This window comes from Streptomyces sp. NPDC026589, assembly GCF_040638385.1.
Classification (GTDB): domain Bacteria; phylum Actinomycetota; class Actinomycetes; order Streptomycetales; family Streptomycetaceae; genus Streptomyces.
Map to the genome: position 1 here is coordinate 155,250 of NZ_JBEZYG010000007.1, position 23,833 is coordinate 179,082.

Consider the following 23,833-nt stretch of genomic DNA (forward strand, 5'->3'; position numbering starts at 1 on the left):
CATGGACACATGCATCTGACCCTGTCAGCCGCCCGGGAACTGCTCGCCGCCCCGGATCCGCAGGGGGGCGTCGTCGGCTGGGCCACCGGGCTGGTCGAGACCTTCGGCGGTCCCGGCGCGGGTGCGGCCATCGCGCTGGAGAACCTTTTCCCGCCGCTGCCCAGCGAGGTGATCTTGCCGCTGACCGGGTTCGCCGCCTCGCAGGGGGTGCTCAGCATCGCCTCGGCCCTGTTCTGGACAACGCTCGGCTCGGTCGTCGGCGCGGTGGTCCTGTACGGGATCGGAGCGGTGTTCGGCCGGGAGCGGATGCACGCCTGGTGGGCGAAGCTCCCCCTGGTCAAGGCCTCGGACCTGGTGCGGACGGAGGAGTGGTTCGCCCGGCACGGCACCAAGGCGGTGCTGCTGGGCCGCATGGTGCCGGTGTTCCGGAGTCTGATCTCGGTGCCCGCGGGCGTGGAACGCATGCCGCTGCCGGTGTTCGTCGGGTTGACGACGGTGGGCAGCCTGGTGTGGAACACCGTGCTCGTGATGGCCGGATACTGGCTCGGCGACCAGTGGGACGTGGTCGGGGCGTACGTCGGCGTCGTGACCAAGATCGTGCTGGCGCTGGCCGCGGTGGCCCTGGTCGGTTACGTCGCGATGCGCGTCCGGGGCCGCAACCGCGAGCGGCCCTGAGGACGCGACCGGGCACGGCAAGGCACGCCGACCCGTGAGACACCCCGGCGGGGTGTCTCACAGGAGACGGCTCAGGACTCCTCGAAGTAGGCGTCCAGGACGGTGTCCAGCTCGGCCGGCCAGCCCTTGAGCTCGGCGCGGCTCGCCGCCTCGACCTCGGCGTTGAACCAGCGGCGGCTCGACAGGTGGACGGTCACCGTGAACCGGCGGCCGAAGCGCGCCGGGGTGGTCTCCACCGCGCCGATCTCGTCCCAGTGGAACTCGGCCTCTTGGTCGTCCAGCGTGAAGCGGACGCCTTCCCGGGCCACCCGGATCGAACCGCGCCGGTCGCTGACCTCGAAGACGGGGCCGTCATCGACGGCGTCGCCCTCCTTCTCGGCCTTGTCCTCCGTCGCGGCGTCGCCCGCCGCCGATTCCGGTTCCTGGTCGGTGTCGGTGCCGACGGCGTCCGCGGCCACCTCGTCGTCGCGGTCCGTCTCCGTCCCCGACTCCGACTTGGGTTCCGACTCCGGAGCAGCGTCCTCCGGACCGGCCTCCGATTCCGGTTCGGGCTTCCGGGTGGCGACGGGCGCCGCCAGTCCGGGCAAGGGGATGAACGCCGGGTCGGTGCCTGCGGCGAACTCGGGCTTCTTGTTCGAATCTATGCTCTGCTCCACGGCGGGCAGTATGGTCGACGAACCTGTACGTGACCAGTCGTCACCGCCCCGGCACCGCTCAGAGCACGCCCTTGCGCCATTCCCGTACCAGCAGATAGCCGAGGTACGCGCCGCCGATCGCCATCGTGTAGATCCCGACCGGCAGGTCGTCGAAGAGCGCCAGCTGCTGGGAGCAGAGGTCCGCGAGCACCAGCAGCAGGCCGCCAGTGAGGGCGGAGAGCAGCAGGTGCGGGCCGGAGCCGCGGGTGAGGCGTCTGGCGATCTGGGGCGCGGTCAGGGCGATGAAGGCGATGGGTCCCGAGACGCTGACCGCGGCGGCCGAGAGGGCGATGGCCAGGACCACGGCGAGGGTCTTGGCCTTCTTCGGCTCGGAGCCGAGTCCCTCGGCGATGTCGTCGCCCATCTCGCCGATGTCGAGCCGCCGGGAGATCAGCGCGGTCAGCGGGGCCACGGCGAGCAGGACCAGCCAGATGGTGGTGGCGTCGGTCCAGGAGCGAGCGGTCAGGCTGCCGTTGACGTAGGCGGTGAGGACGGAGGCCTTGTCGCGTTCCAGGGCGTAGACGACGTACTGGGTGACGGCCGCGCCCATCGCGGCGACGCCGATCCCGGCGATGACGAGCCGGGCGGGGTTGCGGAAGCCGGTGCCGGTGGAGACGTACACGAGGGCCATCGCGAGGACCGCGCCGAGCAGCGCCCCGATGGCGACCGGGACCGTGTCGGGGAACATCAGGGCGCAGATCGCGGCGCCCGCGCCGGCCCCGGCGGAGAGCCCGATGACGTCCGGGCTGCCGAGCGGGTTGCGGGTGACGGACTGGAACAGGGCGCCGGAGAGGCCGAGCGCCGCGCCGACCCCGATGGCGACGGTAAGACGGGGGCCGCGCAGCCGGTTGAAGACGAACCGGTCCTTGCCCTCGGCGTCGCCGGCGAGCGCGGCGGGCAGGTCGGCGAGGTCGATGCCGAGGCGCCCCCAGGCCAGTGTCGTGACGGCGGCCGCGAGGAGGAGGACGAAGAGCCCTGCGCCCGCGAGCACGGAGGCCCGGCGCATGGGTATCGCCACGGTGCGGCCGACGACCAGATAGCCACGGGGGGCCCGGGGAGCCTTGCGTGCGGGGGCGGTCTGTTCGGTGACGGTCATGAGGTGCCCCGCATCCTGCGTACGGCGATGAGCAGCGCGGGTGCGCCGATGAAGGCGGTGACGACCCCGACCATGAGTTCGGTGGGGCGCATGACGACCCGGCCCACCACGTCCGCGAGGAGCAGGAGGGTGGGTCCGAGCAGGGCGGAGAAGAGGATCTGGGCGCGGAAGTCCACGCCGACCAGGGCCCGTACGACGTGCGGGACGGCAAGGCCCACGAAGGCGATCGGGCCGACGGCCGCGGTCGCGGCGGCGCTGAGCAGCGTCGCCGCGAGCAGTCCGCCACCCCGGGTGCGCCCGGGGTGCGAGCCGAGCGCGACGGCGGTGGCGTCGCCCAGGGCCAGGGCGTTGAGGCCGGGGCCGAGGGCGAGGGCGAGCAGGAAACCGACGGCGGCGAAGGGCAGGACGGACCAGAAGACGTCGAAGTCCCTGCCGCCGAGCGCTCCCACGACCCAGTAGCGGTAGCTGTCGAAGACCTGCGGTTTGCTGAGGGTCACCGCCTGGATGAACGCCATCAGCACGGCGGTGAGCACGGCTCCGGCGAGCACCAGGCGCACCACGCTCGTCCCCGTACCGGCGGAGCCGATGACATGGACGAGGACGCCGGCGACCAGCGCTCCGGGCAGCGCCCACCACATGGTGTCGGTGGCGCCGGAGGCCCCGAGCCAGGCGGTCGCGGCGACGATGCTCGCGGACGCGCCGGCGTTGATGCCGAGGAGGCCCGGTTCGGCCAGGGGATTGCGCGAGACGCCCTGCATGAGGGTGCCCGCGACCGCGAGGCAGAGTCCGGCGAGGACGCCGAGGACGGTGCGCGGGTAGCGGCTCTCGATGATGACGGTGATGTTGGGGTCGGCGGTGCCTCCGAGGACGTCGACGACATCACCGAGCGAGGTGCTGCGACTGCCGAACATGACGCTCGCGCAGAGCGCTAGGGCCAGCGCGGCCAGGCCGAGGAGCAGGAGGAACGCCAGCCGAGCGGCACCGGTACGGGAGGTACCGGCGCCGCTCGGCGGTGCGACCGTGGTGGTTGCCATGGGAGTGGAGTGTGCCTTGTGGGCTCGGCGGTTCGGATACCGGTCCGCCTCGTGGGCTCGGCGGTCCGGATGCCGGTCCGGGATTACTTGCCGGCGGTCTTGACGGCCTTGTCGATGATCGGCAGGTAGCGCTCGATCGTCCAGGGCACGGTCAGCGGATTGATGATCGAGGATGCGGTGACGAAGGAGTTGTCGTCGCTCGCGACGACGGCGCCCTTCTTGATCGCGGGGATCGCGCCGTAGAGCTTCTGGCCCTCGATCTCCTTGCGGTTCTTCTCGTCCGTGTAGAACGTGAAGACGAGGTCGCTGGCCTTGAGCTTCTCGGCGTTCTCCAGGCCGATGAGGGCCGAGTCGGTGCCGGGGGTCTCCTTGAAGCCGTTGACGACCGGGTCGACCTTCAGGCCGAGCGAGGTGACCATCTTGACGCGCTGCTCCTCGGGCTTGAAGACGCCGAGGGTGCCGGGGCCGGAGTTGTAGATGTAGGAGAAGGTGACGTCCTTGTAGTTCGGCCGGGTGGCCGCGGCGTCGGCGAGCTGCTTCTCGATCTTCGTCTTGAGACCGTTCGTGTCCTCGGTCCGGCCGAGCGCCTTGCCGATGATGTCGATCTGCTGGTCCCAGTCGGTGCTCCACGCCTGGTCGGGGTAGGCGACCGTGGGGGCGATGTCCTTGAGGACGTCGTACTGCTTCTGCGTGATGCCCGACCAGGGGGCGAGGATGACGTCCGGCTCCAGCTCGGTGATCGCCTCGAAGTCGATCTCCTCACCGCCCGTGAACTGCTTGGGCAGCTTGTCGCCGGACTTCTTGACGGCCTCGTTGATCCAGGGGAGGTAGCCGCTCTTGTCGCTGCCCCAGGGGTAGCTCTCGATGCCGACCGGGGTCTGGCCGAGGGCTATCGCGGTCTCGGCGGAGCCCTGGCCGAGGGTGACGATGCGCTCGGGCTTCTCCTCGATCTTCGCGGTCCCGAGCGAGCTCTTGATCGAGACGGGGAAGGCGCCGCCGCCCTTCGCCGAGTCCTTCGCCCCGTCCTTGTCGCCGTCGCCGTCCGAGGAGCAGCCGACCAGGGCGACGGCGAGGGCGACGGTGGTGGCCGTCGCGGCGAGAGTGTGGCGGCGCACGCGGGTGAAGCCGAGCATGGAGGGTCCTCAGGTTGGCCGAGCGAGTGAAGGTTAGGCAAGCCTAAGCCAGAGAGGTCGACGCCTCAACCGGCCCCCTCCCGCGCCGCCGGGCACAGGGAGGCGTCGGGCCTCACACCCCTCCTCGGCACGATGCCCCGAGGCAGGGCGGATCCGTGGACTGGCCCCGGGGACAAGGCTGTTGCTCACCGGGACCGCCGGCGGACCCCCTCCGCCCGCCCGGCGGGACGCGCTCCGCCCGTGTGCTGATCGTTATGGACCCGCCCGGGACGGACAGGCCACGCTCAGTGTCCGTGCTCGGCGGATTCCTCGTTCTCCGGCACGGGCTCCCCTGCCGCGGCGCCCCCGGCGTGCACGGTGAAGGCGGCCGTACGGACCTTCCCCTCGTGCCGGAAGTCGAGGAAGAGACGGTAGGCCCCCTTGCTCGGGGCGGTCGCGGTGAAGGAGACCTCCGGCCCCGGCTTCGTCCGCCCGTCGCCCGGTTCGCCGTTCGGGTGCACGTGGAGGTAGGCCAGGTCCCCGGCGCGCAGCGCGACGAGGTGGCCGTACGCGCCGAGGTAGGGCTGGAGATCGGTGACCGGCTTGCCGCCCTTCTCGACCTCCAGCTTCAGCTCGCTGCCCGCACCGGGGCGCAGCGCCCCGTCGAGCGTCACCTCGTACCCGTCGACGGTCACCGTCCGTTCCGCCTTCGGCAGCGCCTCGGGGCTCGCGTCGCCCGACACGGCGAGGTCGGCGCCCAGGGTGACGCCCTCGGCGTTCTTCACGTCCGGGGTGAAGTCGGCGAAGACGCGGTAGCCGCCGGCCTCGGGGAGCTCGACGGGGGTGGACCAGGTGCCGTCGGCGGCCCGCTCGGGGTGCAGGTGCCGGTAGGTCGTGAGGTCGCTCGACGCCACGATCAGGTGCAGCTCCTTGCCGTGCTCGCGGCGGAACGCCGTCACCTTGCGGGAGGAGTCCTCGTCCACGACGGCGAAGCGCAGCTCGGCGGGCTCGCCCGCCTCCACGCGCGGGGTGCTGAGATCGAGGGTGTAGCCCCCTTGGGAGATCTGCAGGCCGCCCGGAAGCTCCGGGGCCTCGTCCACGCTCGTCTCCGCCGCCCCCTTCTCCGCGACCTCCTTCGCGCCGTGACCGCCCTGGTGGGACGGCGCCTTCTCGGCGACAGCGGGATCCATGGCCCCGCCCACGGCGTACGCCGACCCGAAGGTCGCCGCGACCGCTGCGGCGAAGGCCGTGATCTTGAGACCGGTATGCATGGCCCACTCCCTCGTCAAGGTCGCCGGGTCGCGACCACTCACCACCCAAGATACCCCCCTGGGGTATCAAGTCAAACTGGAGGTGACCTTGTGGCGACGACATGAGGCAGGAAGAATCCCGCTCACCGGCTGGACCGAAGCGGATGGGAACGGGATTCCATGGGGACATTCGTCGTGCTGATGGCAGGACTGGGCGGGGCGGCCGTGTGGTGTGCGGTGGTACTGGTCCGGCGCGGGCGTCGCGGGCCCACCGAGAACGCGGACGGGTTGCTGATCGAGCAGGCCGCCCGGCTGCGGGCACAGCAGATGAAGACCGACGGGCGCGCCTTCCGGGCCCACCCCCACGGAGGGCCGCGCTCGGCCGGGGGGTCACGCTCAGGACAGCGGCGTCACTGACCCTCGGGGCCCATGGCCGCCAGGGCGCGCAGCAAGGTGTCCGTCTGCTCGTCCATCGGGAAGAACGACTCCACCGCGAGTTCCGAGAGGGTCACGTCCGCCGGGGCGCCGAAGGTGGCGATGGTGCTGAAGAACGCCATGTCGCCGAGCGGCGTGCGGATACGCAAGGGGACGACGATGCCCGTCGGGTCCACCGGCCCGGGGTCGGCATCGAGGTCCGGCGGGGCCGGGTAGGCGGACACCTCCTCGTACAGCTCCCGCAGATCGCGGTGACCGGTGGTGTCGGCCTGGTGCCGCAGCCGGCCGAGTGCGTGGGCACGGACCTGGGCGAAGTTGAGGCACTGGGAGGCGAGGCCCTCCGGGTGGAGGATCAGCCGCATCACATTGCCGCCGGACTCCGTCAGGTGCGGCGGCACGGTGCCGAGCAGGAGGGACATCGCGTCGTTGCGGTCGACGATGTTCCAGATCCGGTCGATCGCCGCGGCCGGGTACGGCTCGTGGCCGGCCAGCATCGCCCTGACCGCGGAGCGGACCATGGTCATCCGCTCGCTGTCGAGCGGTGACTCCCGGTACGCGGGGGCGTAACCAGCCGCCAGCAGCAGGCCGTTGCGGTCCCGCAGCGGAACGTCGAGGTGCTCGGCGAGCCGGAGGACCATCGCCCGGCTCGGCCGGGCACGGCCGGTCTCCACGCAGGAGAGGTGCCGGGTGGAGGAGTCCGCCAGCAGCGCCAGTTCGAGCTGGCTGAGCTTGCGGCGGCGGCGCCACTCCCGGAGCAACAGGCCTACCCGGGGCGGTTCTTCGGTCTCCATGACCTCACCGTATCCGTGGTCCGCCGTCCACGCCTCCATGACCTGGGAGGTCATGGAGTGTGGGCCCCTGTGCGTGGCACGGTGTCACCGACCCCACCGGCCTAAGGAGATCCGAGATGACGCACACCCTCACCCCTTCCGCGACGGTGGCTCCCGCACGGGACGCCGCCCGGTTCCTCCGTCTGGTGCTGCGCGTCGACAGTGTGAGCACTGCCGTGATGGGCGTCGTACTGGTCGCGGCCGCCGTGCCGCTCGGCTCCGCGACCGGAATGCCGGTGGCCTTCGCCGTGGCGTTCGGGATCTTCCAGATCGGCGGGGCGGCCTCACTCGCACTGATCGCCGGCTATCCGGTGATCCCGCCCGCCCTGGCCAGGACCGTCGTCGCCGTGAACTCCCTGTGCGCGGTCGGCTGCGTGGTGACGGCCTTCGCCGACTTCGTGCCGCTCAACGGCTTCGGGGTGGTGTTCCTGCTGATCGGCGCCGTGATCGTGGCGGTCTACTCCGCGCTCCAGTACACGGGGCTGCGGCGGATGACGGCGGCGCCCTCGTCACGGTAGTGCCATGCACCGCCCGGCGGACGGCGGCTCGACGACCTCCACCAGGGCCCGGCGTGGTGTCACGAGGGCCTTCCCTGCCGTCCTTAGCCTGGCCGGAGCGGTACCCGACGGCAGGACAGGCGCACCTCATGGCACCACGCACCCACTGGCTCTTCGGGGACCAGCTCGGCCCCCACTTCCTGGACCCCCGCCACGGCGGACCGGACGCACACGCCCCCGTCCTGATGATCGAGGCCCGATCCGTGCTGCGCCGACGCCGCTTCCACCGGGCCAAGGCCCACCTCGTCCTCTCCGCGATGCGGCACCGGGCGGCCGAACTGGGCGACCGCGTCCGTTACGTACGGTCCGAGACGTACGCGGACGGGCTGGCGGAGGCGGGGTTCGGCGGGCGCGGGGGGCGCGGGGGGCGCCTGACGGTCTGCCACCCGACCTCCCGCGCGGCGCTGGACTTCGTGACCGCCCGGGAGGAGGTCGCCATCCTCCCGGCCCGGGGCTTCCTGCTGCCGCATACGGAGTTCGGAGCGTGGGCGCACGAGCACACGGGCGACCGCCTGCGGATGGAGGGCTTCTACCGGTGGGTCCGCCGGCGCCACGAGCTGCTCATGGACGGCGACGAGCCCGCCGGGGGAACGTGGAACCTCGACCACGACAACCGCGAGCCGCCGCCCCGAGGTCGTCCGACCCTGGAAGAGCCCGCTCCGTACAGCCCGGCCGAGGACGAGATCGACGACGAGGTCCGCCACGACCTCGACCGCTGGGAACGGGACGGGGAGGTCTCGTTCGTCGGCCGCGACGGCCCCCGCCGCTTCCCCGTCACCCGGCGGGAGGCGCTGGCCGCGCTCCGGCGCTTCGTCGCGCACCGCCTCGGCGACTTCGGCCGCTACGAGGACGCGATGCTCGCGGGCGACCCCGTGATGAGCCACAGTCTGTTGTCGGCCCCCCTCAACCTGGGACTTCTGGACCCTGCCGAATGCGTCGAGCGTGCCGAGAAGGCCTGGCGCGCGGGCGAGGCCCCGCTCAACAGCGTCGAGGGTTTCGTGCGCCAGATCGCCGGCTGGCGGGAGTACGTATGGCAGCTCTACTGGTACTTCGGCGAGGACTACCGGGGCCGCAACGCACTCCGCCACACCGCCCCGCTGCCCGACTGGTTCCTCGACCTGGACGCGGAGGCGGTCACCGCGAACTGCCTGTCCACCGTGCTGGCCCAGGTCCGGGACACCGGCTGGACCCATCACATCCCGCGCCTGATGGTGCTGGGCAGCCGCGCTCTGCAGGACGGCTGGGACCCGGCTGCCGTGACCGACTGGTTCCACCGCTGCTTCGTGGACGGCTATGACTGGGTGATGCTCCCCAACGTGGTCGGCATGTCGCAGTACGCGGACGGCGGCCGGATGACGACCAAGCCGTACACCTCCGGCGGCGCCTACATCAACAGGATGAGCGACCTGTGCACCCCCTGCGCCTACCGCCCCACCGACCGGACCGGCGAACACGCCTGCCCGTACACGGCGGGCTACTGGGCCTTCCTGCACCGCCACCGGACCGCCCTGAGCGCCAACCACCGCATGGCGAGGGCGGTCAAGGGCCTGGACCGGCTGAAGGACCTCGACGAGCTTCTGGAGGAGACCTCGGATCGGGGGGACCGGGCACCTTGAGAAGTGCGGGAACGGCCCCGGAGCGCGGCTCTCGGACCGTGAGCGCGCCCCGCGAGCCGCGTCCGGCATCGCCGCTTGTCACCTGGTTCGCCGCTCGTTGCCGGCACCCCGATGACGCCGATGGCCCTCGCTGAGCGTGTCAGGGAGGGCCATCTCGTACAAGATCGGGATCAGGCGCTCAGCTCGCCGTCCTTCACAGCGGACACGAACGAGGTCCAGCCGTTGGCCGCGAACGCGAGCACCGGGCCGTGCGGGTTCTTGCTGTCGCGAACCGGAACAACCGGGGCGAAGCCGTCTGCAACCTCAAGGCATTGGCCGCCGTCCTGGTTGCTGTAGCTGCTCTTCCGCCAAGTGGCTGCGTTCAGATCACGGGCTCGCACGTGCTTCCTCCAGGATGCGCAGAATGAACTTCCGCGACTCGGCTGGTGAAAGAGCCAGGTCGCGCACCGAATCGTACGCACGTTGCAGCCGCTCAACCGGTACAGATTCCTCGATGAGTTCGCCCCTGTACCCGTTCTCGGCATACGCCACGGTACGCCCATCGGGCAGGCGGAGGAACATGACATCGGCGTTAGTAAGGCCATGCAGACCCGCTCTGAACGGTGCCACCTGCAGTGTCACGTCCTCCCGCTCTCCGACCTCCAGCAGATACTCCAGCTGCGCCTCCCACTCCCTCCGGTCTCGCAGTGGGGTCCGCAACACTGCCTCGGACAGGATGGTCCGGAACTGCGGCACGTCCTCACCAGCGAGCAGTTCCCGCCGACCCATCCGAGCCTCGACCTGCTGTTCCAGCGCCTCGCCCCTGAGCCCACCCGACGCCAAGACCTCCCGCGCGTACCCCTGCGTCTGCAACAACCCCGGCAGCACGCTCACCGCGAAGTGCCACATGCTCACGGCCTCGGCCTCCAGCGCCATGTACCGCCGGTAGCGCTCCTTGAACTGGGTCTTGTCACTGACGGCCAACTCCCACAGCGCCAGCAGCAGCCCAGGCGTCCCGTAGTGCGTGTCCAGCGCCTGGACGACCTCCGGGCCGCCGACCGTCTCGCCCTTCTCCATCTTGCCGAACAGCGACCAGTCCCAGCCCAGCCGGTCGCCCAGTTGCCGCAGGCTGTGGCCGCGTGCCGTGCGCAGGAGGCGTAACTCCTCCGCGAACCGTGCTCGTGGTTCCCTGCTGCGGCCCGTGACCGCTCGCCTCGTCGGCATCGCGCCCTCCGTGAAACGTGGAACGTGTGGAACTTGCGGATCCGCCCGGGGAAGCTCCCCCGGCTTCGGCAGGACTCCGCCCCTGACCAGGACATTCTCGTAACGAGTCCCTCACGCACGGTAGTTCACGACCTGCGGCCGGGGCGCAGGTTCCGCGCGACAACCAGCCGAAAGAAGAGACCCCCACATGTCCTCCAAGCCGCCCCTCCCCCACCGGACGCCCCAGCACACCTCCGTCACCCCCGCCGCCACCACCGTCCACGTCCCGGTTCCGCCCGGCGGACTCCCTGGCGCGGCCAAGGTCCAAGAAGCCCTGGACGCACGCGATGCCCTTGCCACCGCCCTGGCCCGGGCCGGTATCCAGCTTCCCGCGATGGACGTCCGTACCCCGTGGGCCGATGCCCTCCGCGAAGACGGCACGCTCTCCCCGTACGGCGGCGAGAACACCGACGACCCCGCGCAGCCGGCAACAGAGCGGTCCGGTGAGGTCCGCTACGCCCTCGTCCACCTCGGCGTGTGCTCCGCGCCCGTGGCCCACGCCCTCGCGACGGCGATCACCAACGGGCTGGCCCGGTGACCGAGGACGGTGTCCCCGGGATCGGGGCGGCCGTCCACGACAGCGGGAGCGGCCGGGTCGGGCTGGTGACGGGCCGGAGCAACCCGTACGTGCTGCTCCGGCCGCTCGGCGGGGGCCGGGCGTGGGAAGCCGATCCGGCCCACCTACGACTGCTCAGCCGGGCCGAGTTCCTGAGCGCGCAGCTCGCCGAGGTCAACGCCCGCAGTCGGCACCCGCACCCCTTCTGACCTCGGCAGCCGCCGCCGGCGCCACGTCAGCGGACTGAAAGGGCACTCCCTCACTCCCCCGCGAAGTCTTCCGGCGCGGACCGGGCGAGGTCGGCGAGGGTCGCGAGGGACCGGGCGAGGGTTTCCCGGGTGGGGGACGCCAGGCCGAGGCGGACCGCCTGCGGGCCCCGGGGGCGGCCCGCGGTAAACGCCGCGGCCGGGGTCACCGCGATGCCGTGCCGCGCCGCGGCGGCGACGAAGGTGTCGGCGCGCCAGGGGCTGGGCAGCTCCCACCAGCGGTAGTACGAGGAGGGGTCGCTGCGGGTGCGGAAGTCGCCGAGGTGCCGGTGGGCGATCTCCTGACGGGCCCCCGCCTCGCGCCGCTTGGCCCGTACGAGGATGTCGACGGCGCCGTCCGTCTGCCAGCGCGCCATCGCCTCCAGGGGGAACCGCATGGGTGTCCAGCCTCCGGAGCGCAGGGCCCCCGCGACCCTGCCCGCCGTCGCGGCGGGGGCCACGGCGAATCCGAGGGACAGCCCCGGGGACAGGCGTTTGGAGAGGCTGTCGACGAGGACGGTCCGCTCGGGGGCCCGCGCGGCGAGGGGCGCCACGTCGTCCCGGAGGAAGGCCCAGACGGCGTCCTCGATCGCGTGGATCCCCGAGGTCAGCAACACCTCCGCCAGGTGGTCGAGCCGCCGCTCGGGCATGGTGAGGGAGAGCGGGTTGTGGAGGACCGGCTGTACGTAGACGGCGTGCAGCGGATCCGCGCGGTGCGCCTCCTCCACCGCCTCCGGGATCAGCCCGTCCCCGTCCATGGCCAGGGGCACGAGGACGACACCGAGCCGGGCGGCGATGGCCTTCAGCACCGGATAGGTGAACTCCTCGACGCCCAGCCGGGCGCCCGGCCGGGTCAGCGCGGCGACGGCGGCGGAGACGGCCTGGCGGCCGTTGCCCGCGAACAGGATCCGCTCCGGGCCGGGCCGCCACCGCCCGCGCGCGAGGAGATCGGCGGCGGCCTCGCGGGCGGCGGGCGTACCGGCGGGCCCGACCGGGCGGAGGAACGACTCCAGGCGGTCGGCGCGCACCAGCTTCTCCAGGCCGGCGGCGAGCAGCCCGGCCTGTTCGGGGACGACGGGGTGGTTGAGCTCCAGGTCGACCCGGCTCTCGGCGGGCTCGGAGAGCGCCGGGGCGGGAGCGGGAGCGCCGGGTGCCTCCGTGACGAACGTGCCGCGTCCGACCTGGCCGACAGTGAGGCCCCGGCGGGCCAGCTCCTGGTAGACGCGGGCGGCGGTGGAGTCGGCGATGGCATGGAGCCGGGCGAACTCCCGCTGCGGAGGCAGTCGTTCCCCGCCCTTGAGCCGCCCCGCCGCGATCTCCTCCGCCACCGCGTCGGCGACGGACCGGAAGTCCTTCACGGGCTTCGCCTCCCTGGTGAGCGTTCGGCATCGAATCCCTGGCGAGCGGCAGTCAAGCATGGCATTGCACCGAGTGCAATGGCGCCTATTGAACCGAGCAGAACGGCGACCCTAGACTCCGATTGCACCGGTCGCGGGGGGCCGGTGCACAGGGCGCCGGACCCGACCGGCGCCCCACGAACAGAGCGGCGGGCAACCATGGTTGAGCTGAGCGGGGTGCTGGGGGTCGCGATGGTCGCCCTGGGCATGGTGCTCACCCCGGGCCCCAACATGATCTATCTCGTCTCCCGGAGCATCACGCAGGGGCGACGCGCGGGGGTGGTCTCCCTGAGCGGTGTGGCCGTGGGCTTCCTGGTCTACCTTCTGGCCACGAATCTCGGTCTTTCGGTGGTCTTCCTCGCGGTGCCCGAGCTGTACGTGGCCGTGAAGCTGGCCGGCGCCGCCTACCTGGCCTATCTGGCCTGGAACGCCCTGAGGCCCGGGGGCGTGTCCGTCTTCGCCCCCGAGGAACTGCCGCACGACTCCCCGCGCAAGCTGTTCACCATGGGCATGATGACGAATCTGCTCAACCCGAAGATCGCCATCATGTACCTCTCCCTCATCCCGCAGTTCATCAGCCTGGAGGCGGGAAACGTCCTGCTCCAGGGCCTTCTGCTGGGCTCCGTCCAGATCGTGGTGGCCCTCACCGTCAATCTGGGCATCGTCCTGGCGGCGGGAGCCATCGCCGTCTTCCTCGCCCGCCGCCCCACCTGGCTCCGCGCCCAGCGCTACCTCATGGGCGCGGCGTTGGGCCTGCTCGCCGTATCGGTGGCGACGGACACCTCGGCACCGGCCCGAGCATGATCAGACCATGATGAGCAGGCGCGTATCGGCCTTGAGTTTCCTGTTCACCGAACGGCTCTGCACATAGACCTCCAACTTGGGGTTGTTGCCGGCCTTCACCGAGACGGTCCCCCGGACTCCGGCACCGAACAGGAGGTTGCGCGCAGCCTCCCCCGTGTAGGCGCGGTCGGTGTCCTTCTCGACCACGATGACCTCCTTGTCGGGCTGCACCTGGACTCGGGTGCCCAACTGGTAGTAGCAGGAGCCGCGTTCGTAGGTGACACCCGGATGCGAGTCGACGAAGGCGCGGATCTCCGTCTCCTTGTCGACCTTCAGCAGCCGGTACTTGTCGGCCGCGACCGGTTCGAGGTTGGCCCGCACGTCGTCGACCGATATGTCCTGGCCGACGGCGAACAGGTTCTTCGTGCCGCGCACGCCCTGCTCACGACCGCGCAGGAAGCTGGTGGCGGCGGCGCGCACGGTGCCGATCGCGTCCTCGACGCCTTTCTGGGAGTCCGCGTCCCAGATGGCGATGTTGCCGGCCGGGAAGCCGTAGTTCTGGGCGGTGCGCTTCGCCAGGGAGTTCGGGACGAGGATCGCGGAGGTCCAGTGCCCCGGGAGCCCGTTCATCTTGGCGGTGATCCGGTCGAGCCAGGGGCCGAGGATGGTCATGTCGCCGTCGTGCCGACGGTCGCCGCCGGAGGCGTTCTCCTCGCCGTCCGTCACCACGATCTGGAGGAAGCTGTGCTCGCCGTACTCCTCCCAGATGTGCCCCAGGTCGTCCAGGGACTTCAGCGAGGCCTCGATGAGGGCGGTGGCGCCGTTGTTGACCTTGTACAACCCCCGCATGGACGGGAGATGCTTCACGTCCATGTCCCAGACCAGGTTCTCCACCCGGTGGTCGAAGGAGTAGAGACTGATCCGCGTCTCATGGCCGAGGGTGTCCGACTCGGCCTTCAGGCCCGCCACGAACTCGTCCACGACGCGGATGAGCTGACCCTGGTGCTGTTTCATGGAACCCGAGGCGTCCACGACCAGAGCGACGTGATTCACCTTGTGCTGGATCCTGTTGGCGGACATGGTTCTGCTCCTTCGTCCGGTGCTCCCCGGTGCTCCCCCGAGTGATGCTTCGACTCTATGGGGAGGCACTGACAACGCCGTTGGGCCGACGACCGCCCGCCTCGCGAGGTCCCGCGGAACACCCCGGGGCCCGCGGAACACCGCCGGGCCGAGCGCTGTAATGCCCGAGTAACGGCCCCTGTCTAGCGTCCGGACTCCCCCGTACCGTCCCTGGAGGAGCACCCCGATGCACCTGCCCCGACCGCCCTGGCGCAGAAGCGCCGGCTGGGTGGCGACCGCCTTCACCGCCACCGCCCTGCTGACCGCGACACCACCCGTCGCCGCCGCGGCGGACACCGTCCCCCCGGTGGCGTCCGCGAAAGTCGAACCCGCGCTCACCGCGGCCGTATCCGAGAGCGGCGAGGAGCCCTTCTACGTCGTCCTGAAGGACCGGGCCGACCTGTCCGCCGCCCGGAAGCAGAAGACGCACGCGGCCAAGGCCAACGCCGCGTTCGAGGAGCTGCGGGCGAAGGCCGCGGACGCCCAGGCCCCGCTCAAGGCCTTCCTCGACCGGAAGAAGGCCGGCCACCAGGGCTTCTGGATCGCGAACACCATCCGGGTCACCGGTGACCAGCAGCTCATCGGCGAGCTCGCGAAGCGCTCGGACGTCTCCCGCATCGTCAAGGAGCGGCATTACAAGCTCGACGACGTCGAGACGGCCGGGGCAAAGGCCGCCTCCTCCCGGCCGAACGCGGACGGCGTCAACGCGGCCGGCGGCGCCACGGACGGCAGCGACGCGGGCACCGACGAGACCGGCGCACCCGAGTGGGGCGTCGCCGACATCAAGGCCGACCAGGTCTGGAAGCAGTACGACGAGCGCGGCGAGGGCATCGTCATCGCCAACATCGACTCGGGCGTCCAGTACGACCACCCGGACCTCGTCGGCGGCTACCGCGGCGCCAACGGCGACGGCACCTTCACCCACGACTACAACTGGTACGACCCGAGCGGCCGGTGCGGCACGAGCGGTGTCCCCTGCGACAACAACGGCCACGGCACCCACACCATGGGCACCATGGTCGGCGCGAACGGTGTCGGCGTCGCCCCGAACGCCCGCTGGATCGCCGCCAAGGGCTGCGAGTCGAACCAGTGCTCGGACGAGTTCCTGCTCAAGGCCGGTCAGTGGATCCTCGCCCCGACCGACCGCGACGGTGAGAACCCCCGCCCCGACCTGGCCCCGAACATCGTCAACAACTCCTGGGGCGGCGGCAACACGACGTTCTACCAGGACATCGTCGTGGCCTGGAAGTCCGCGGGCATCTTCGAGGCCTTCGCGGCCGGCAACGACGGTGACGGCACCACCTGCTCCACCGCGCACGCCCCCGGCGCGCAGGCGCCCGCCTACGGCGTCGGCGCGTACGACTCCACCGGCGCGATCGCGTCCTTCTCCGGCTTCGGCCCCTCACTGATCGACGGCTCGACGAAGCCGAACATCTCGGCCCCGGGCGTCGACATCCGTTCCACCTGGCCGGGTTCGACGTACAAGGTGTCCAACGGTACGTCGATGGCGACGCCGCACGTCGCCGGTGCGGTGGCCCTGCTGTGGTCGGCCGCTCCGTCGCTGATCGGCAGGATCGACGAGACCCGGGCGCTCCTGGACGAGGGCGCCCTAGACGTCGACGACACCCACTGCGGCGGCACCGCGGGCATGAACAACGTCTGGGGCGAGGGCAGGCTCGACATCCTCGCCTCGGTCGACAAGGCCCCGCACACCGCGGGCACCGTCAGCGGCAAGGTCACCGACCGGGCCACCGGCGCCGCACTGTCCGGCGTCACCGTCCACGCCGACAGCGCCACCACCGGCACCCGTAACGTCATCACCGGCCCCGACGGCACGTACCGCCTGTCACTGACCCCGGGCGCCTACGACTTCACCTTCACCGCCTACGGCTACGCGGCCGGTTCGGCCAACGCCGTCGAGGTGGTCGGCGACCAGGACCTGACCCGTGACATCCCGCTCTCCGCGGTCGCCTCGCACCAGGTCACGGGCACCGTCCTCGACGTCACCGGCAAGCCCCTCGCCGGCGCGACCGTCGGCATGACGGGCGCTCCCGTCCCCGCCGTCACCACGAACGCCAAGGGCAAATACACCCTGCCGAAGGTCGCCGAAGGCACCTACGGCCTGACGGTGAAGCCCGCCGAGCCGACGCTGTGCAACGGCGCCTACACCGGCTCCGCCACCGTCGCCGCCGCCGACCTCACCAAGAACGTCCAGGTCCCGGCCCGCACCGACGCCTCCGGCAACAGCTGCGCCCCGGGAACGTACTCCTGGATCGCCGGCTCCAAGAAGGTCGCCCTGAGCGGTGACGAGGACGCCACGACGATCTCGCTGCCCTTCGCCGTGAAGCACTACGGGGTCTCGTACTCCACCGCTTCGGTCACCACCAACGGCATGGTGAACTTCCTGGCGCCGCGCGTCGGCGACTACGCCAACACCGCGCTGCCCACGGTGAACAACCCCAACGGGTTCGTCGCCGCGCTGTGGGACGACCTGACGCTCGACAGGAAGTCGTCGGTGCAGACCACCACCACCGGCGCCAAGGGGTCGCGCCTGTTCGCCATCGTCTGGAACAACGCCGCCTACGCGACCGGCACCCCCGGCCGCGCCACCTTCGAGGTCGTCTTCGACGAGGCCACCGGCGCCGTGACCCTCCAGTACAAGTCGGTCGCGGACCGGGGCGCGGGCGCCACCGTCGGCATCCAGAACCAGGCCGGCACCGACGCCCTCCCGTACTCCTTCGACCAGCCGGTCGTCACCGACGGTTCGGCCATCCGCTTCACCCAGGGAGCCAAGCGATGAGCGCCATCCATACCCGGCGGGGCCTCCGCCTCGCCGCCGCCCTGGTCACGGCCGGGCTGTGCGTCGGCGCCGCCCCCGGCGCCCTGGCCGCCGACGGGACCGGCTCGGCGATGAAGCTGACCAGCGCCGAGGCGAAGACCCTGGCCGCCCGCGCCACTCTCGACCCGTACGGCGACGCCGACGCGGCCCGGGTCAGCCCCGAGGCCGAGGACGCGCCCGCGACGCACCGCGGCTCGACCGACGGAACGGCCGGAGGCGCCGCCGCCCCGGACGGCACGGCCGCCGACGCGCCCGCACCCGTCACTTTCACCGGCGCGTCCACGCTGGAAGGCGTACGCGGCATGGGCGCGACCGTGCCCGTCGGCAGGAAGGGCGACTACCTCACCGTCCACAGCCTCGGCAACGTGCAGCGCCACGCCGCCGACGGCAGCGCGGTGTGGGAGCGCACCAACACGTCCCTGTACGCGGACTGGAAGGTCACACCGCAGCGGCCCTGGCAGACCGAGCCGTTCCCGGCCCGCATCCTGATGGGCTACAACGCCGTCTCGCCCTTCGCCCCCACCTCCGACTCGGGCTTCTCCGCCGGCGACCTGACCGGCGACGGCGTCGAGGACCTGGCCTTCTCCGCGAGTGTCGGCATCACGCCCTACCGGCCGTTCACCTCGCCCGGATCGAAGCTGCCCAACGGCACGTTCGTGACGGTGCTCGACGGCGCCACCGGCAGAACCCTGTGGTCGAAGCTGTACGACTACGCCTCCATGGTCAAGATCGTCGACTCCACCCTGCTCGTGGCCGACGCACCGCGCATGAACATGAACTCCCCGGCCGCCGACACCACGAGGCTGACCGGGACCCGGTTCTCGTACGCGGTCGGCGCGCTGACCCCGTCGACGACCTGGACGTACGACACCGGGACGACCGCATACGCCAACTGGGGCGACCTCCAGAGCCTCGGCAAGGGCAAGGTCGCCGTCTCCTGGGATCTGGCCGGGACCGACGACGCCGACGGCCGGGGCCGCACCCTCGTCCTCGACACGTCGGACGGCTCCGTCGCCTGGGGGACCGACAGCATGCTCTACAGCCGTCAGCTGCGGGTGGACGCCGACCGCGAGCGGATCGTCGCCGTCGAGCAGTCCGACGCCACCGACGGGGTGCGCTACGAGATCGCGGCGTACGACCTGAGGACCGGACGGCGCGCCACCCTGGACAACCGGATCAACGTGGTGCCCACCGCACTGACCGTCGGCGAGCTGACGGGCAAGGAGGGCGACGAGTACGCGGTGGCCGAGTCCTCCCTGGACAACAACCTGTACGTCAACGCGGCCACCGTCCGGGTGCTCGACGGCAACGACCCGAGCAAGGTGCTGTGGTCGAACACGGTCAAGCGCGACCCCGGCAACTCCTCCGACGGGGCGAGCGTCTGGCGTCTGCACATGGCGGGCGGCAAGCTCGTCACCACGGGCCAGGACGACCGTCACGCCCACGGGGCGCAGAACGTCAGCGGCGGCCGCCTCGCCTCGCTGACCGTGTTCTCCCGCAAGGGCGAGATCGCCTGGCAGGAGAAGGGCGTCGCCGCCGCGCCGATGTACCAGGACGTCTTCGACGACGCCCGGGGCGCGCACGTGCGGATCGTCGACCAGAGCCAGAACATCCGCACGTACAGGCTGGGCAACGGCAAACAGGAGAAGCAGACGCCGCTGCGGGGCGACCTCTCCTACGCGAAGGCCGCCGACCTGAACAAGGACGGTCTGTCCGACGTGGTCATGGGCGGTTCGTCGAACGGCGTGTGGGCCTACTCCGGCCCGTCGCTCACCACCGGAAAGCCCGAGGAGCTGTGGCGGGCCACCGTGCCCGGCGCGGTGCACGGCATCGAGACCGGGGACGTCGACGGCGACGGCAGGCCCGAGATCGTCGTCGCCGCCGACTCGGCGGTCGTCGTCCTGAACGGCAGGACCGGGAAGACGCTCGCCACCATCGACGGCGGCGGCCGGTTCGTCCACTCGGCCCGGCTCGCCGACCTCGACGGCGACGGCGAGCTGGACATCCTCGTACCCACGGACACGCTGGACGCCTACCGCGGCGACGGCCGCCGGCTGTGGTCCTACAAGGCTCCCGAGGACCTGGGGCCCGTCGTGTTCTCCGACCCGTCCATCGCCGACGGCCGGGTCCACACCTCGTACTCCAAGGCGGGCTCGCTCGACCTGGCCGACCCCGCGGCGACCGCCCTCGCCCTGAACGCCCGGACGGGCAAGGTCGCCTGGAGCCTCGCGCCGAAGGCCCCGGCCGCGTCGAGCGACGGCGTCATCCACGCAGCCCTCACCCGCAACGGAACCTTCGCGTCCCCGGAGATCCCGTACGCGGACGGCCACGCGGTCGTCTACATGTGGGACATCACCTCCCAGGCCGGAGTCGGCTCCACCGACGCCGTCAGCCCCCACAACTACCTGGAGATCCGCGACGGCCGCACCGGTGAGCTGGTGCACTCCACGACCGCCGGCGGGCTGTGGACGCACGGCGAGTTCTTCACCGACGCCGGAGTCCTGTACCAGGCGGGCACCTCCTCCTACCGCCGCTTCAGCGGCGAGGCCGAGGACGACGCCACGGTGTTCGTCATCCCGCAGTCCTACAACGGCCGCTTCGCGACCGGACCCGGCGGCCGCAAGCTCCTCATCGGCGGCGTCGAGGGAGGCGTCCACGCCTGGGACGGGAACACCGTGTTCGACAACGCCGGCGGCTACGCCAACGGCGTCGGCAACAGTGGCCCCCTCTCCGGCGGCCGCAACTTCCTCGCCGCCGACCTCGACGGCGACGGAACCGACGAGGTGCTCTCCCTCAACGGCGACGACTACGGCCTGGACCGGATCGCCGAGAACCTCGGCGGGCGCTACCTGGTCCAGGACAACGGCATTCACCAGGTGACCACGTTCACCCTCTCCTGATGCCTTCCTGATCCCGTTGCCACGGCCCCCCTGCCACGGCCCCCTGCGCCTCGCCCAGGGGGGCCGTGGCGCGTTCGATTACAGTGCGCCTTCATGGAGAACGGGCAACCACCGGCAGGCGACGCCTCCGCCGCACCGCTGCTTCGCCTGCGTCTTCTCGGCGGGTTCCGCGCCACGCGTGACAGCGGTCCCGCGCTCCCCGAGCGCTGGCCGAGGCCGGGCGCCCGCGCCCTGGTGAAGCTCCTCGCCGTCGTCCCCGGGCACCGCCTCCACCGCGAACAGGCCATGGACGTCTGCTGGCCCGACGCCGACCCGCAGGCAGCCGCGGGCAGTCTGCGCGTCGCCCTGCACGCCGCCCGGCACGCCCTGGAGCCGGAGCTGGCGCCCCGCGCGGCCTCCTCCTACCTCGTCTCCGACGGGGCGTTCCTCCTCCTCGCCCCGGCGACCGTGCGGATCGACGCCGACGACGCCGAGGCGGCGGGCCGGGCCGCCCTCGCCTCCGGCCGACGGGAGGAGCTGTCCCGCGCGCTGGACCTGCTGGACGGCGAGGTGCTTCCGGAGGACCGCTTCACGGCCTGGGCCGACGGCCGGCGCGCACAACTGGCGGACCTGCGCGAGAAGTTGCTGCTCCGGCTCGCCGAGCGACACTTGGAGCGGGGCGCCGCCTCCGAGGCCGTGGCCGTCGCCGAACGGATCCTCGCGGTCAGCCCGGCCGAGGAGCTGGCCCACCGCGTCCTCATCGACGCCTGGCTGCGCCAGGGGCTGCGCCGCAGGGCCGTGCACCAGTACCACCTGTGCCGCGAAGTGCTCGACGCGGAGCTGGGCGTACGCCCCGGGCCGGAGACCGAACGGCTGCACCGGGCGGCGCTGGCCGCCGCCCCGGCGCCGATGCCCGCGCCCCCGCTGCCCGCGCCGCTGCGGGCGGCCCGGGGCGCGCTGCCGCTCCGGGGCCGCGACGCCGCGCTCGCGCGGCTGCTCGCCGCGGACGGCCCGCTGGTCACGCTGGTCACGGGGGAGGCCGGGGTGGGCAAGACCCGGCTGGTGGGCGAGGCCGCGCGGCGAGCCACAGCCGCCGGCACCGCCGTGCTGTGGGGAGGCGGCCAGGACGCGGAGGGGCACACACCGTACGGGGTGTTCGCGGAGGCGCTCGACGGGTGGCTGGCCGAGCACGACGCGGGCGCTCGGGCCCGGGTCGGCGCGGAACACCCGGAGTTGGCCTCGTTCCTGCCGTCGCTGGGGCGGGTGGGCGTCGCCGGCCGGCGCAGCCCCGAGGAGGAGCGCGACCGGCTGTTCCGGGCGAGCACGGCGCTCCTGGGCGATCTGGCCGCCGGGCGCCCGGTCCTGGTGGTCCTCGACGACCTCCACGCCGCGGACGCCGGTTCGTTCCAGCTGCTCGGCCATCTCGCCCGGAAGGCCAGGGACCGGCGGACGGCGCTGCGGTTCCTGGTGACGTACCGCGAGGAGGAGCTCCCCGACGGCGATGCGCGCCGCTCGGTGCTGGCGTCCCTCCTCCGTCAGCACCTGGCCGTACGGGAGGTGCTGGGGCGGCTCGACGAGGACGCGTGCCGGGCCGTCGTGCGCGACGCCACGGAGGACGCCCCGGACCCAGGACACGGCCGACGGGTCTGGGAACTCTCCCTGGGCAACCCGCTGTTCGCCCTGGAGCTGGCCCGCGGCCTGGCCGAGGGCGGCACCACCGGCCCCGCCCGCGCTCCCGAGGGGGTGCGGGAGCTGGTGGCCGAGCGGCTCGTGCGGCTCGACCCGGACACCCGCCGGATCGTCGAGGCGCTGTCGGTGGCCGGCGGGGACGCCGCCCTGTCCGAACTGCTCGACGTCGCCGAACACGGGCTGTACCCGCCGCTGTCGGGCGCCGCCGCTGCCGCCGCCCTGGAGCGGGCCATCGCCGCGTCGGTCGTCGAGGAACGGCAGGTCGTCGTGGCCGGGCGGTCCGAGGCGGGGGCGGCGTTCCGGCATCCGCTGGTCCGGATGACCTGTTACGAGCAGCTGACCGCGGTCCGCCGCAGGCAGCTGCACACCGCGTTCGCGCAGGCGGTGCAGCGGCGGCGGCCCGACGCCGTCGACGCGCTCGCCTCCCACTTCGCGCGCGCCGACGATCCGCGTGCGGCCGAGTACCTGCGCAGGGCGGCCGAGCGGGCCGCCGCCCTGTACGCCAACGACACCGCCGACCGCTACTACCGGGACCTGGTGGCGCGGCTGGACGTGGACGCGGCCCGCGCCCGGCTGGCGCACGCCCGGGTGCTGCGGCGCATGGGGCACTTCGAGCAGGCGGCCGACGCGGTGCGGCTGGCGCTGGCCGAGTTCGAGCGGCGCGGCGCCCATGACGACGCGGTGCTCGCGGCGGCCCTGCTCGCCGAGACGCTGGTGAAGACGAGTGCCCCCGCTTCCGGCCGCCGGACGCTGCGGGACCACCCGGTGACCGCGGACACCGGGCCGGAACCGGCCGCGTGCCACTTCCTCGCCCTCTCCCTCATCCGCTGTGTCCAGGGGCGCTACCCGGCGGGGGCCGAGGCCGCCGGGCACGCCCTGTCGGCGGCGCGGGACGTGCCGGGGACGCGGGGGCAGGGGCTGGTGGCCCGCGCCTTCGCCCTGCGGGCCACGAACCTCGGGCTCGCGGGGCGGTTCGCCCAGGCGCGCGCGGCGGGCGACCTGGCGCTGGAGCCGGCCGAGGCGTACGGCGATCCGACGCTGCTCGGTTCGGTCCTGTCGACGCTGCGGGAGAACGCGCGGCGGGCGGGCCGGTTGCACGAGGCCGTCGGGATCGGGACCCGTGCGCTCGGGCTGGCGGAGCGGTCCGGTGATCCGACGGCCGCCGCGTTCGAGCGGACGAACCTGGCGGAACTGTGGCTGCTGCTCGAAGAGCCCGGGCCGGCGAGGGCCCTCGCCGAAGAGGCCGTGGCCGGTGCGGAGGCGTACGACGCCTGGTGTCTCCCGTACACGCTCGCGACGCTGGCGCGGGTGCGGGTGCATCGGGGTGAGAGCGCCGAGGCGGCCGGTCTGCTGGAGCGCGCGGCACGGGTGGCCGCCGCCCTCGGGGACCGGCAGGCGGAACACGAGGTGCGCACGGCCCGCGCCGAACTGGCCCTGTACGCACGCCGCCCGGGCGACGCGCTGAGCGCCCTGGACGGGCACACCGGCGACGCGCCGGTGCTGGTGGCCTGGGCGGAGCTGCTGTCGGGGCGGGCCGGCGCGGCGCTGCGGCTCGCCCGTGCCGAGGTCGCGCGGGCGGAGCGCGCCGGGGAGCATCTGGCCGAGGTGGAGGCCCGTATCGCGGTGGGGACATCGTTGTCGCGGTTGGGACGAGCACCGGAGGGCGCGCGGGAGCTGGGCCGGGCCGAGGCGTTGGCCGGCGCGCTGCCGTACCCGGCGGGGACGCGCCGGGCGGCGTGGGCGCGGGCGTTGCCGCGCGAGGCGTAGGCGCCTTCCGGGCGGGG

20 protein-coding genes are annotated in these 23,833 nt (G+C 72.3%); 10 read left to right on the forward strand and 10 right to left on the reverse strand.

From position 1 onward, the window contains the following. The first annotated feature begins 9 nt into the window (after positions 1-9). On the forward strand, positions 10-675 hold the full coding sequence (locus AB0F29_RS14330; RefSeq protein ID WP_361871455.1) for a DedA family protein: 666 nt from the start codon (positions 10-12) through the stop codon (positions 673-675). A gap of 71 nt (positions 676-746) precedes the next feature. Here the strand turns inward: AB0F29_RS14330 and AB0F29_RS14335 are convergent, their stop codons facing one another. The 5 genes from AB0F29_RS14335 to AB0F29_RS14355 form a co-directional block, all read right to left on the reverse strand. After that, positions 747-1,331 carry a hypothetical protein gene (locus tag AB0F29_RS14335; protein WP_361871457.1) on the reverse strand — a complete coding sequence of 195 codons (585 nt, stop codon included), beginning with the start codon at positions 1,329-1,331 and terminating at the stop codon, positions 747-749. A 58-nt stretch (positions 1,332-1,389) separates the two neighbouring features. Next, the gene (locus tag AB0F29_RS14340; protein WP_361871459.1) at positions 1,390-2,466 is read right to left on the reverse strand and encodes an iron chelate uptake ABC transporter family permease subunit; all 1,077 of its coding nucleotides are present in this window, start codon (positions 2,464-2,466) and stop codon (positions 1,390-1,392) included. Further along, on the reverse strand, positions 2,463-3,500 hold the full coding sequence (locus tag AB0F29_RS14345) for an iron chelate uptake ABC transporter family permease subunit (RefSeq protein ID WP_215104695.1): 1,038 nt from the start codon (positions 3,498-3,500) through the stop codon (positions 2,463-2,465). Before AB0F29_RS14345 ends, AB0F29_RS14340 begins: the two co-directional genes overlap by 4 nt. An 83-nt stretch (positions 3,501-3,583) precedes the next feature. Continuing rightward, a complete protein-coding gene (locus tag AB0F29_RS14350; protein ID WP_361871462.1) occupies positions 3,584-4,633 on the reverse strand; it encodes an iron-siderophore ABC transporter substrate-binding protein in 1,050 nt (349 codons plus the stop codon). A gap of 284 nt (positions 4,634-4,917) precedes the next feature. Next, the gene (locus tag AB0F29_RS14355) at positions 4,918-5,883 is read right to left on the reverse strand and encodes a hypothetical protein (protein ID WP_361871465.1); all 966 of its coding nucleotides are present in this window, start codon (positions 5,881-5,883) and stop codon (positions 4,918-4,920) included. A 159-nt stretch (positions 5,884-6,042) separates the two neighbouring features. On the opposite strand from AB0F29_RS14355, the gene AB0F29_RS14360 reads away from it, so the two are divergent. Continuing rightward, positions 6,043-6,279: a hypothetical protein gene (locus AB0F29_RS14360; RefSeq protein ID WP_361871468.1), complete on the forward strand. Its 237-nt coding sequence runs from the start codon at positions 6,043-6,045 to the stop codon at positions 6,277-6,279. On the opposite strand, the gene AB0F29_RS14365 is transcribed toward AB0F29_RS14360, so the two are convergent. After that, positions 6,273-7,088, reverse strand: coding sequence for a helix-turn-helix transcriptional regulator (locus AB0F29_RS14365; RefSeq protein ID WP_361871966.1), 816 nt, complete (start codon positions 7,086-7,088; stop codon positions 6,273-6,275). The genes AB0F29_RS14360 and AB0F29_RS14365 overlap by 7 nt on opposite strands. A gap of 116 nt (positions 7,089-7,204) precedes the next feature. Between AB0F29_RS14365 and AB0F29_RS14370 the strand changes: the two genes are divergently transcribed. Both AB0F29_RS14370 and AB0F29_RS14375 read left to right on the forward strand, forming a co-directional pair. Then, on the forward strand, positions 7,205-7,645 hold the full coding sequence (locus AB0F29_RS14370; protein WP_361871471.1) for a hypothetical protein: 441 nt from the start codon (positions 7,205-7,207) through the stop codon (positions 7,643-7,645). A gap of 128 nt (positions 7,646-7,773) precedes the next feature. After that, a complete protein-coding gene (locus AB0F29_RS14375; protein WP_361871474.1) occupies positions 7,774-9,300 on the forward strand; it encodes a cryptochrome/photolyase family protein in 1,527 nt (508 codons plus the stop codon). Between the two features lie 170 nt (positions 9,301-9,470). Here the strand turns inward: AB0F29_RS14375 and AB0F29_RS14380 are convergent, their stop codons facing one another. Then, a complete protein-coding gene (locus AB0F29_RS14380) occupies positions 9,471-9,680 on the reverse strand; it encodes a DUF397 domain-containing protein (protein WP_361871476.1) in 210 nt (69 codons plus the stop codon). After that, positions 9,667-10,503 (reverse strand): helix-turn-helix transcriptional regulator, encoded by an 837-nt coding sequence (locus tag AB0F29_RS14385; RefSeq protein WP_361871478.1) that lies wholly within the window; start codon positions 10,501-10,503, stop codon positions 9,667-9,669. The genes AB0F29_RS14380 and AB0F29_RS14385 overlap by 14 nt, the downstream gene beginning before the upstream one ends. Positions 10,504-10,690: 187 nt before the next feature. On the opposite strand from AB0F29_RS14385, the gene AB0F29_RS14390 reads away from it, so the two are divergent. Together AB0F29_RS14390 and AB0F29_RS14395 are read left to right on the forward strand one after the other, a co-directional pair. Next, the gene (locus AB0F29_RS14390) at positions 10,691-11,080 is read left to right on the forward strand and encodes a hypothetical protein (RefSeq protein WP_361871481.1); all 390 of its coding nucleotides are present in this window, start codon (positions 10,691-10,693) and stop codon (positions 11,078-11,080) included. After that, positions 11,077-11,307, forward strand: a complete 231-nt coding sequence (locus AB0F29_RS14395; protein ID WP_361871484.1) for a hypothetical protein — start codon at positions 11,077-11,079, stop codon at positions 11,305-11,307. The genes AB0F29_RS14390 and AB0F29_RS14395 overlap by 4 nt, the downstream gene beginning before the upstream one ends. 50 nt (positions 11,308-11,357) lie before the next feature. On the opposite strand, the gene AB0F29_RS14400 is transcribed toward AB0F29_RS14395, so the two are convergent. Next, the gene (locus AB0F29_RS14400) at positions 11,358-12,701 is read right to left on the reverse strand and encodes a PLP-dependent aminotransferase family protein (RefSeq protein WP_361871485.1); all 1,344 of its coding nucleotides are present in this window, start codon (positions 12,699-12,701) and stop codon (positions 11,358-11,360) included. A 198-nt stretch (positions 12,702-12,899) separates the two neighbouring features. Between AB0F29_RS14400 and AB0F29_RS14405 the strand changes: the two genes are divergently transcribed. Next, positions 12,900-13,544: a LysE family translocator gene (locus AB0F29_RS14405; RefSeq protein WP_361871488.1), complete on the forward strand. Its 645-nt coding sequence runs from the start codon at positions 12,900-12,902 to the stop codon at positions 13,542-13,544. On the opposite strand, the gene AB0F29_RS14410 is transcribed toward AB0F29_RS14405, so the two are convergent. Further along, positions 13,545-14,603: a VWA domain-containing protein gene (locus AB0F29_RS14410; protein WP_361871489.1), complete on the reverse strand. Its 1,059-nt coding sequence runs from the start codon at positions 14,601-14,603 to the stop codon at positions 13,545-13,547. It abuts the gene before it with no gap. A 226-nt stretch (positions 14,604-14,829) separates the two neighbouring features. Between AB0F29_RS14410 and AB0F29_RS14415 the strand changes: the two genes are divergently transcribed. The 3 genes from AB0F29_RS14415 (at position 14,830) to AB0F29_RS14425 (ending at position 23,816) form a co-directional block, all read left to right on the forward strand. Continuing rightward, positions 14,830-17,442 (forward strand): S8 family serine peptidase, encoded by a 2,613-nt coding sequence (locus tag AB0F29_RS14415; RefSeq protein WP_361871492.1) that lies wholly within the window; start codon positions 14,830-14,832, stop codon positions 17,440-17,442. After that, positions 17,439-20,381 (forward strand): VCBS repeat-containing protein, encoded by a 2,943-nt coding sequence (locus AB0F29_RS14420; RefSeq protein WP_361871495.1) that lies wholly within the window; start codon positions 17,439-17,441, stop codon positions 20,379-20,381. Before AB0F29_RS14415 ends, AB0F29_RS14420 begins: the two co-directional genes overlap by 4 nt. 93 nt (positions 20,382-20,474) lie before the next feature. Further along, positions 20,475-23,816, forward strand: a complete 3,342-nt coding sequence (locus AB0F29_RS14425; protein WP_361871498.1) for an AAA family ATPase — start codon at positions 20,475-20,477, stop codon at positions 23,814-23,816. Positions 23,817-23,833: the final 17 nt, after the last annotated feature.

Bases quoted from the DNA above. Each gene is read 5' to 3' on its own strand.
- AB0F29_RS14330 (WP_361871455.1), top strand. From the start codon at position 10: ATGCATCTGACCCTGTCAGCCGCCCGGGAACTGCTCGCCGCCCCGGAT.
- AB0F29_RS14340 (WP_361871459.1), bottom strand. From the start codon at position 2,466: ATGACCGTCACCGAACAGACCGCCCCCGCACGCAAGGCTCCCCGGGCC.
- AB0F29_RS14345 (WP_215104695.1), bottom strand. From the start codon at position 3,500: ATGGCAACCACCACGGTCGCACCGCCGAGCGGCGCCGGTACCTCCCGT.
- AB0F29_RS14350 (WP_361871462.1), bottom strand. From the start codon at position 4,633: ATGCTCGGCTTCACCCGCGTGCGCCGCCACACTCTCGCCGCGACGGCC.
- AB0F29_RS14355 (WP_361871465.1), bottom strand. From the start codon at position 5,883: ATGCATACCGGTCTCAAGATCACGGCCTTCGCCGCAGCGGTCGCGGCG.
- AB0F29_RS14360 (WP_361871468.1), top strand. From the start codon at position 6,043: ATGGGGACATTCGTCGTGCTGATGGCAGGACTGGGCGGGGCGGCCGTG.
- AB0F29_RS14365 (WP_361871966.1), bottom strand. From the start codon at position 7,088: ATGGAGACCGAAGAACCGCCCCGGGTAGGCCTGTTGCTCCGGGAGTGG.
- AB0F29_RS14370 (WP_361871471.1), top strand. From the start codon at position 7,205: ATGACGCACACCCTCACCCCTTCCGCGACGGTGGCTCCCGCACGGGAC.
- AB0F29_RS14375 (WP_361871474.1), top strand. From the start codon at position 7,774: ATGGCACCACGCACCCACTGGCTCTTCGGGGACCAGCTCGGCCCCCAC.
- AB0F29_RS14385 (WP_361871478.1), bottom strand. From the start codon at position 10,503: ATGCCGACGAGGCGAGCGGTCACGGGCCGCAGCAGGGAACCACGAGCA.
- AB0F29_RS14390 (WP_361871481.1), top strand. From the start codon at position 10,691: ATGTCCTCCAAGCCGCCCCTCCCCCACCGGACGCCCCAGCACACCTCC.
- AB0F29_RS14405 (WP_361871488.1), top strand. From the start codon at position 12,900: ATGGTTGAGCTGAGCGGGGTGCTGGGGGTCGCGATGGTCGCCCTGGGC.
- AB0F29_RS14410 (WP_361871489.1), bottom strand. From the start codon at position 14,603: ATGTCCGCCAACAGGATCCAGCACAAGGTGAATCACGTCGCTCTGGTC.
- AB0F29_RS14415 (WP_361871492.1), top strand. From the start codon at position 14,830: ATGCACCTGCCCCGACCGCCCTGGCGCAGAAGCGCCGGCTGGGTGGCG.
- AB0F29_RS14420 (WP_361871495.1), top strand. From the start codon at position 17,439: ATGAGCGCCATCCATACCCGGCGGGGCCTCCGCCTCGCCGCCGCCCTG.
- AB0F29_RS14425 (WP_361871498.1), top strand. From the start codon at position 20,475: ATGGAGAACGGGCAACCACCGGCAGGCGACGCCTCCGCCGCACCGCTG.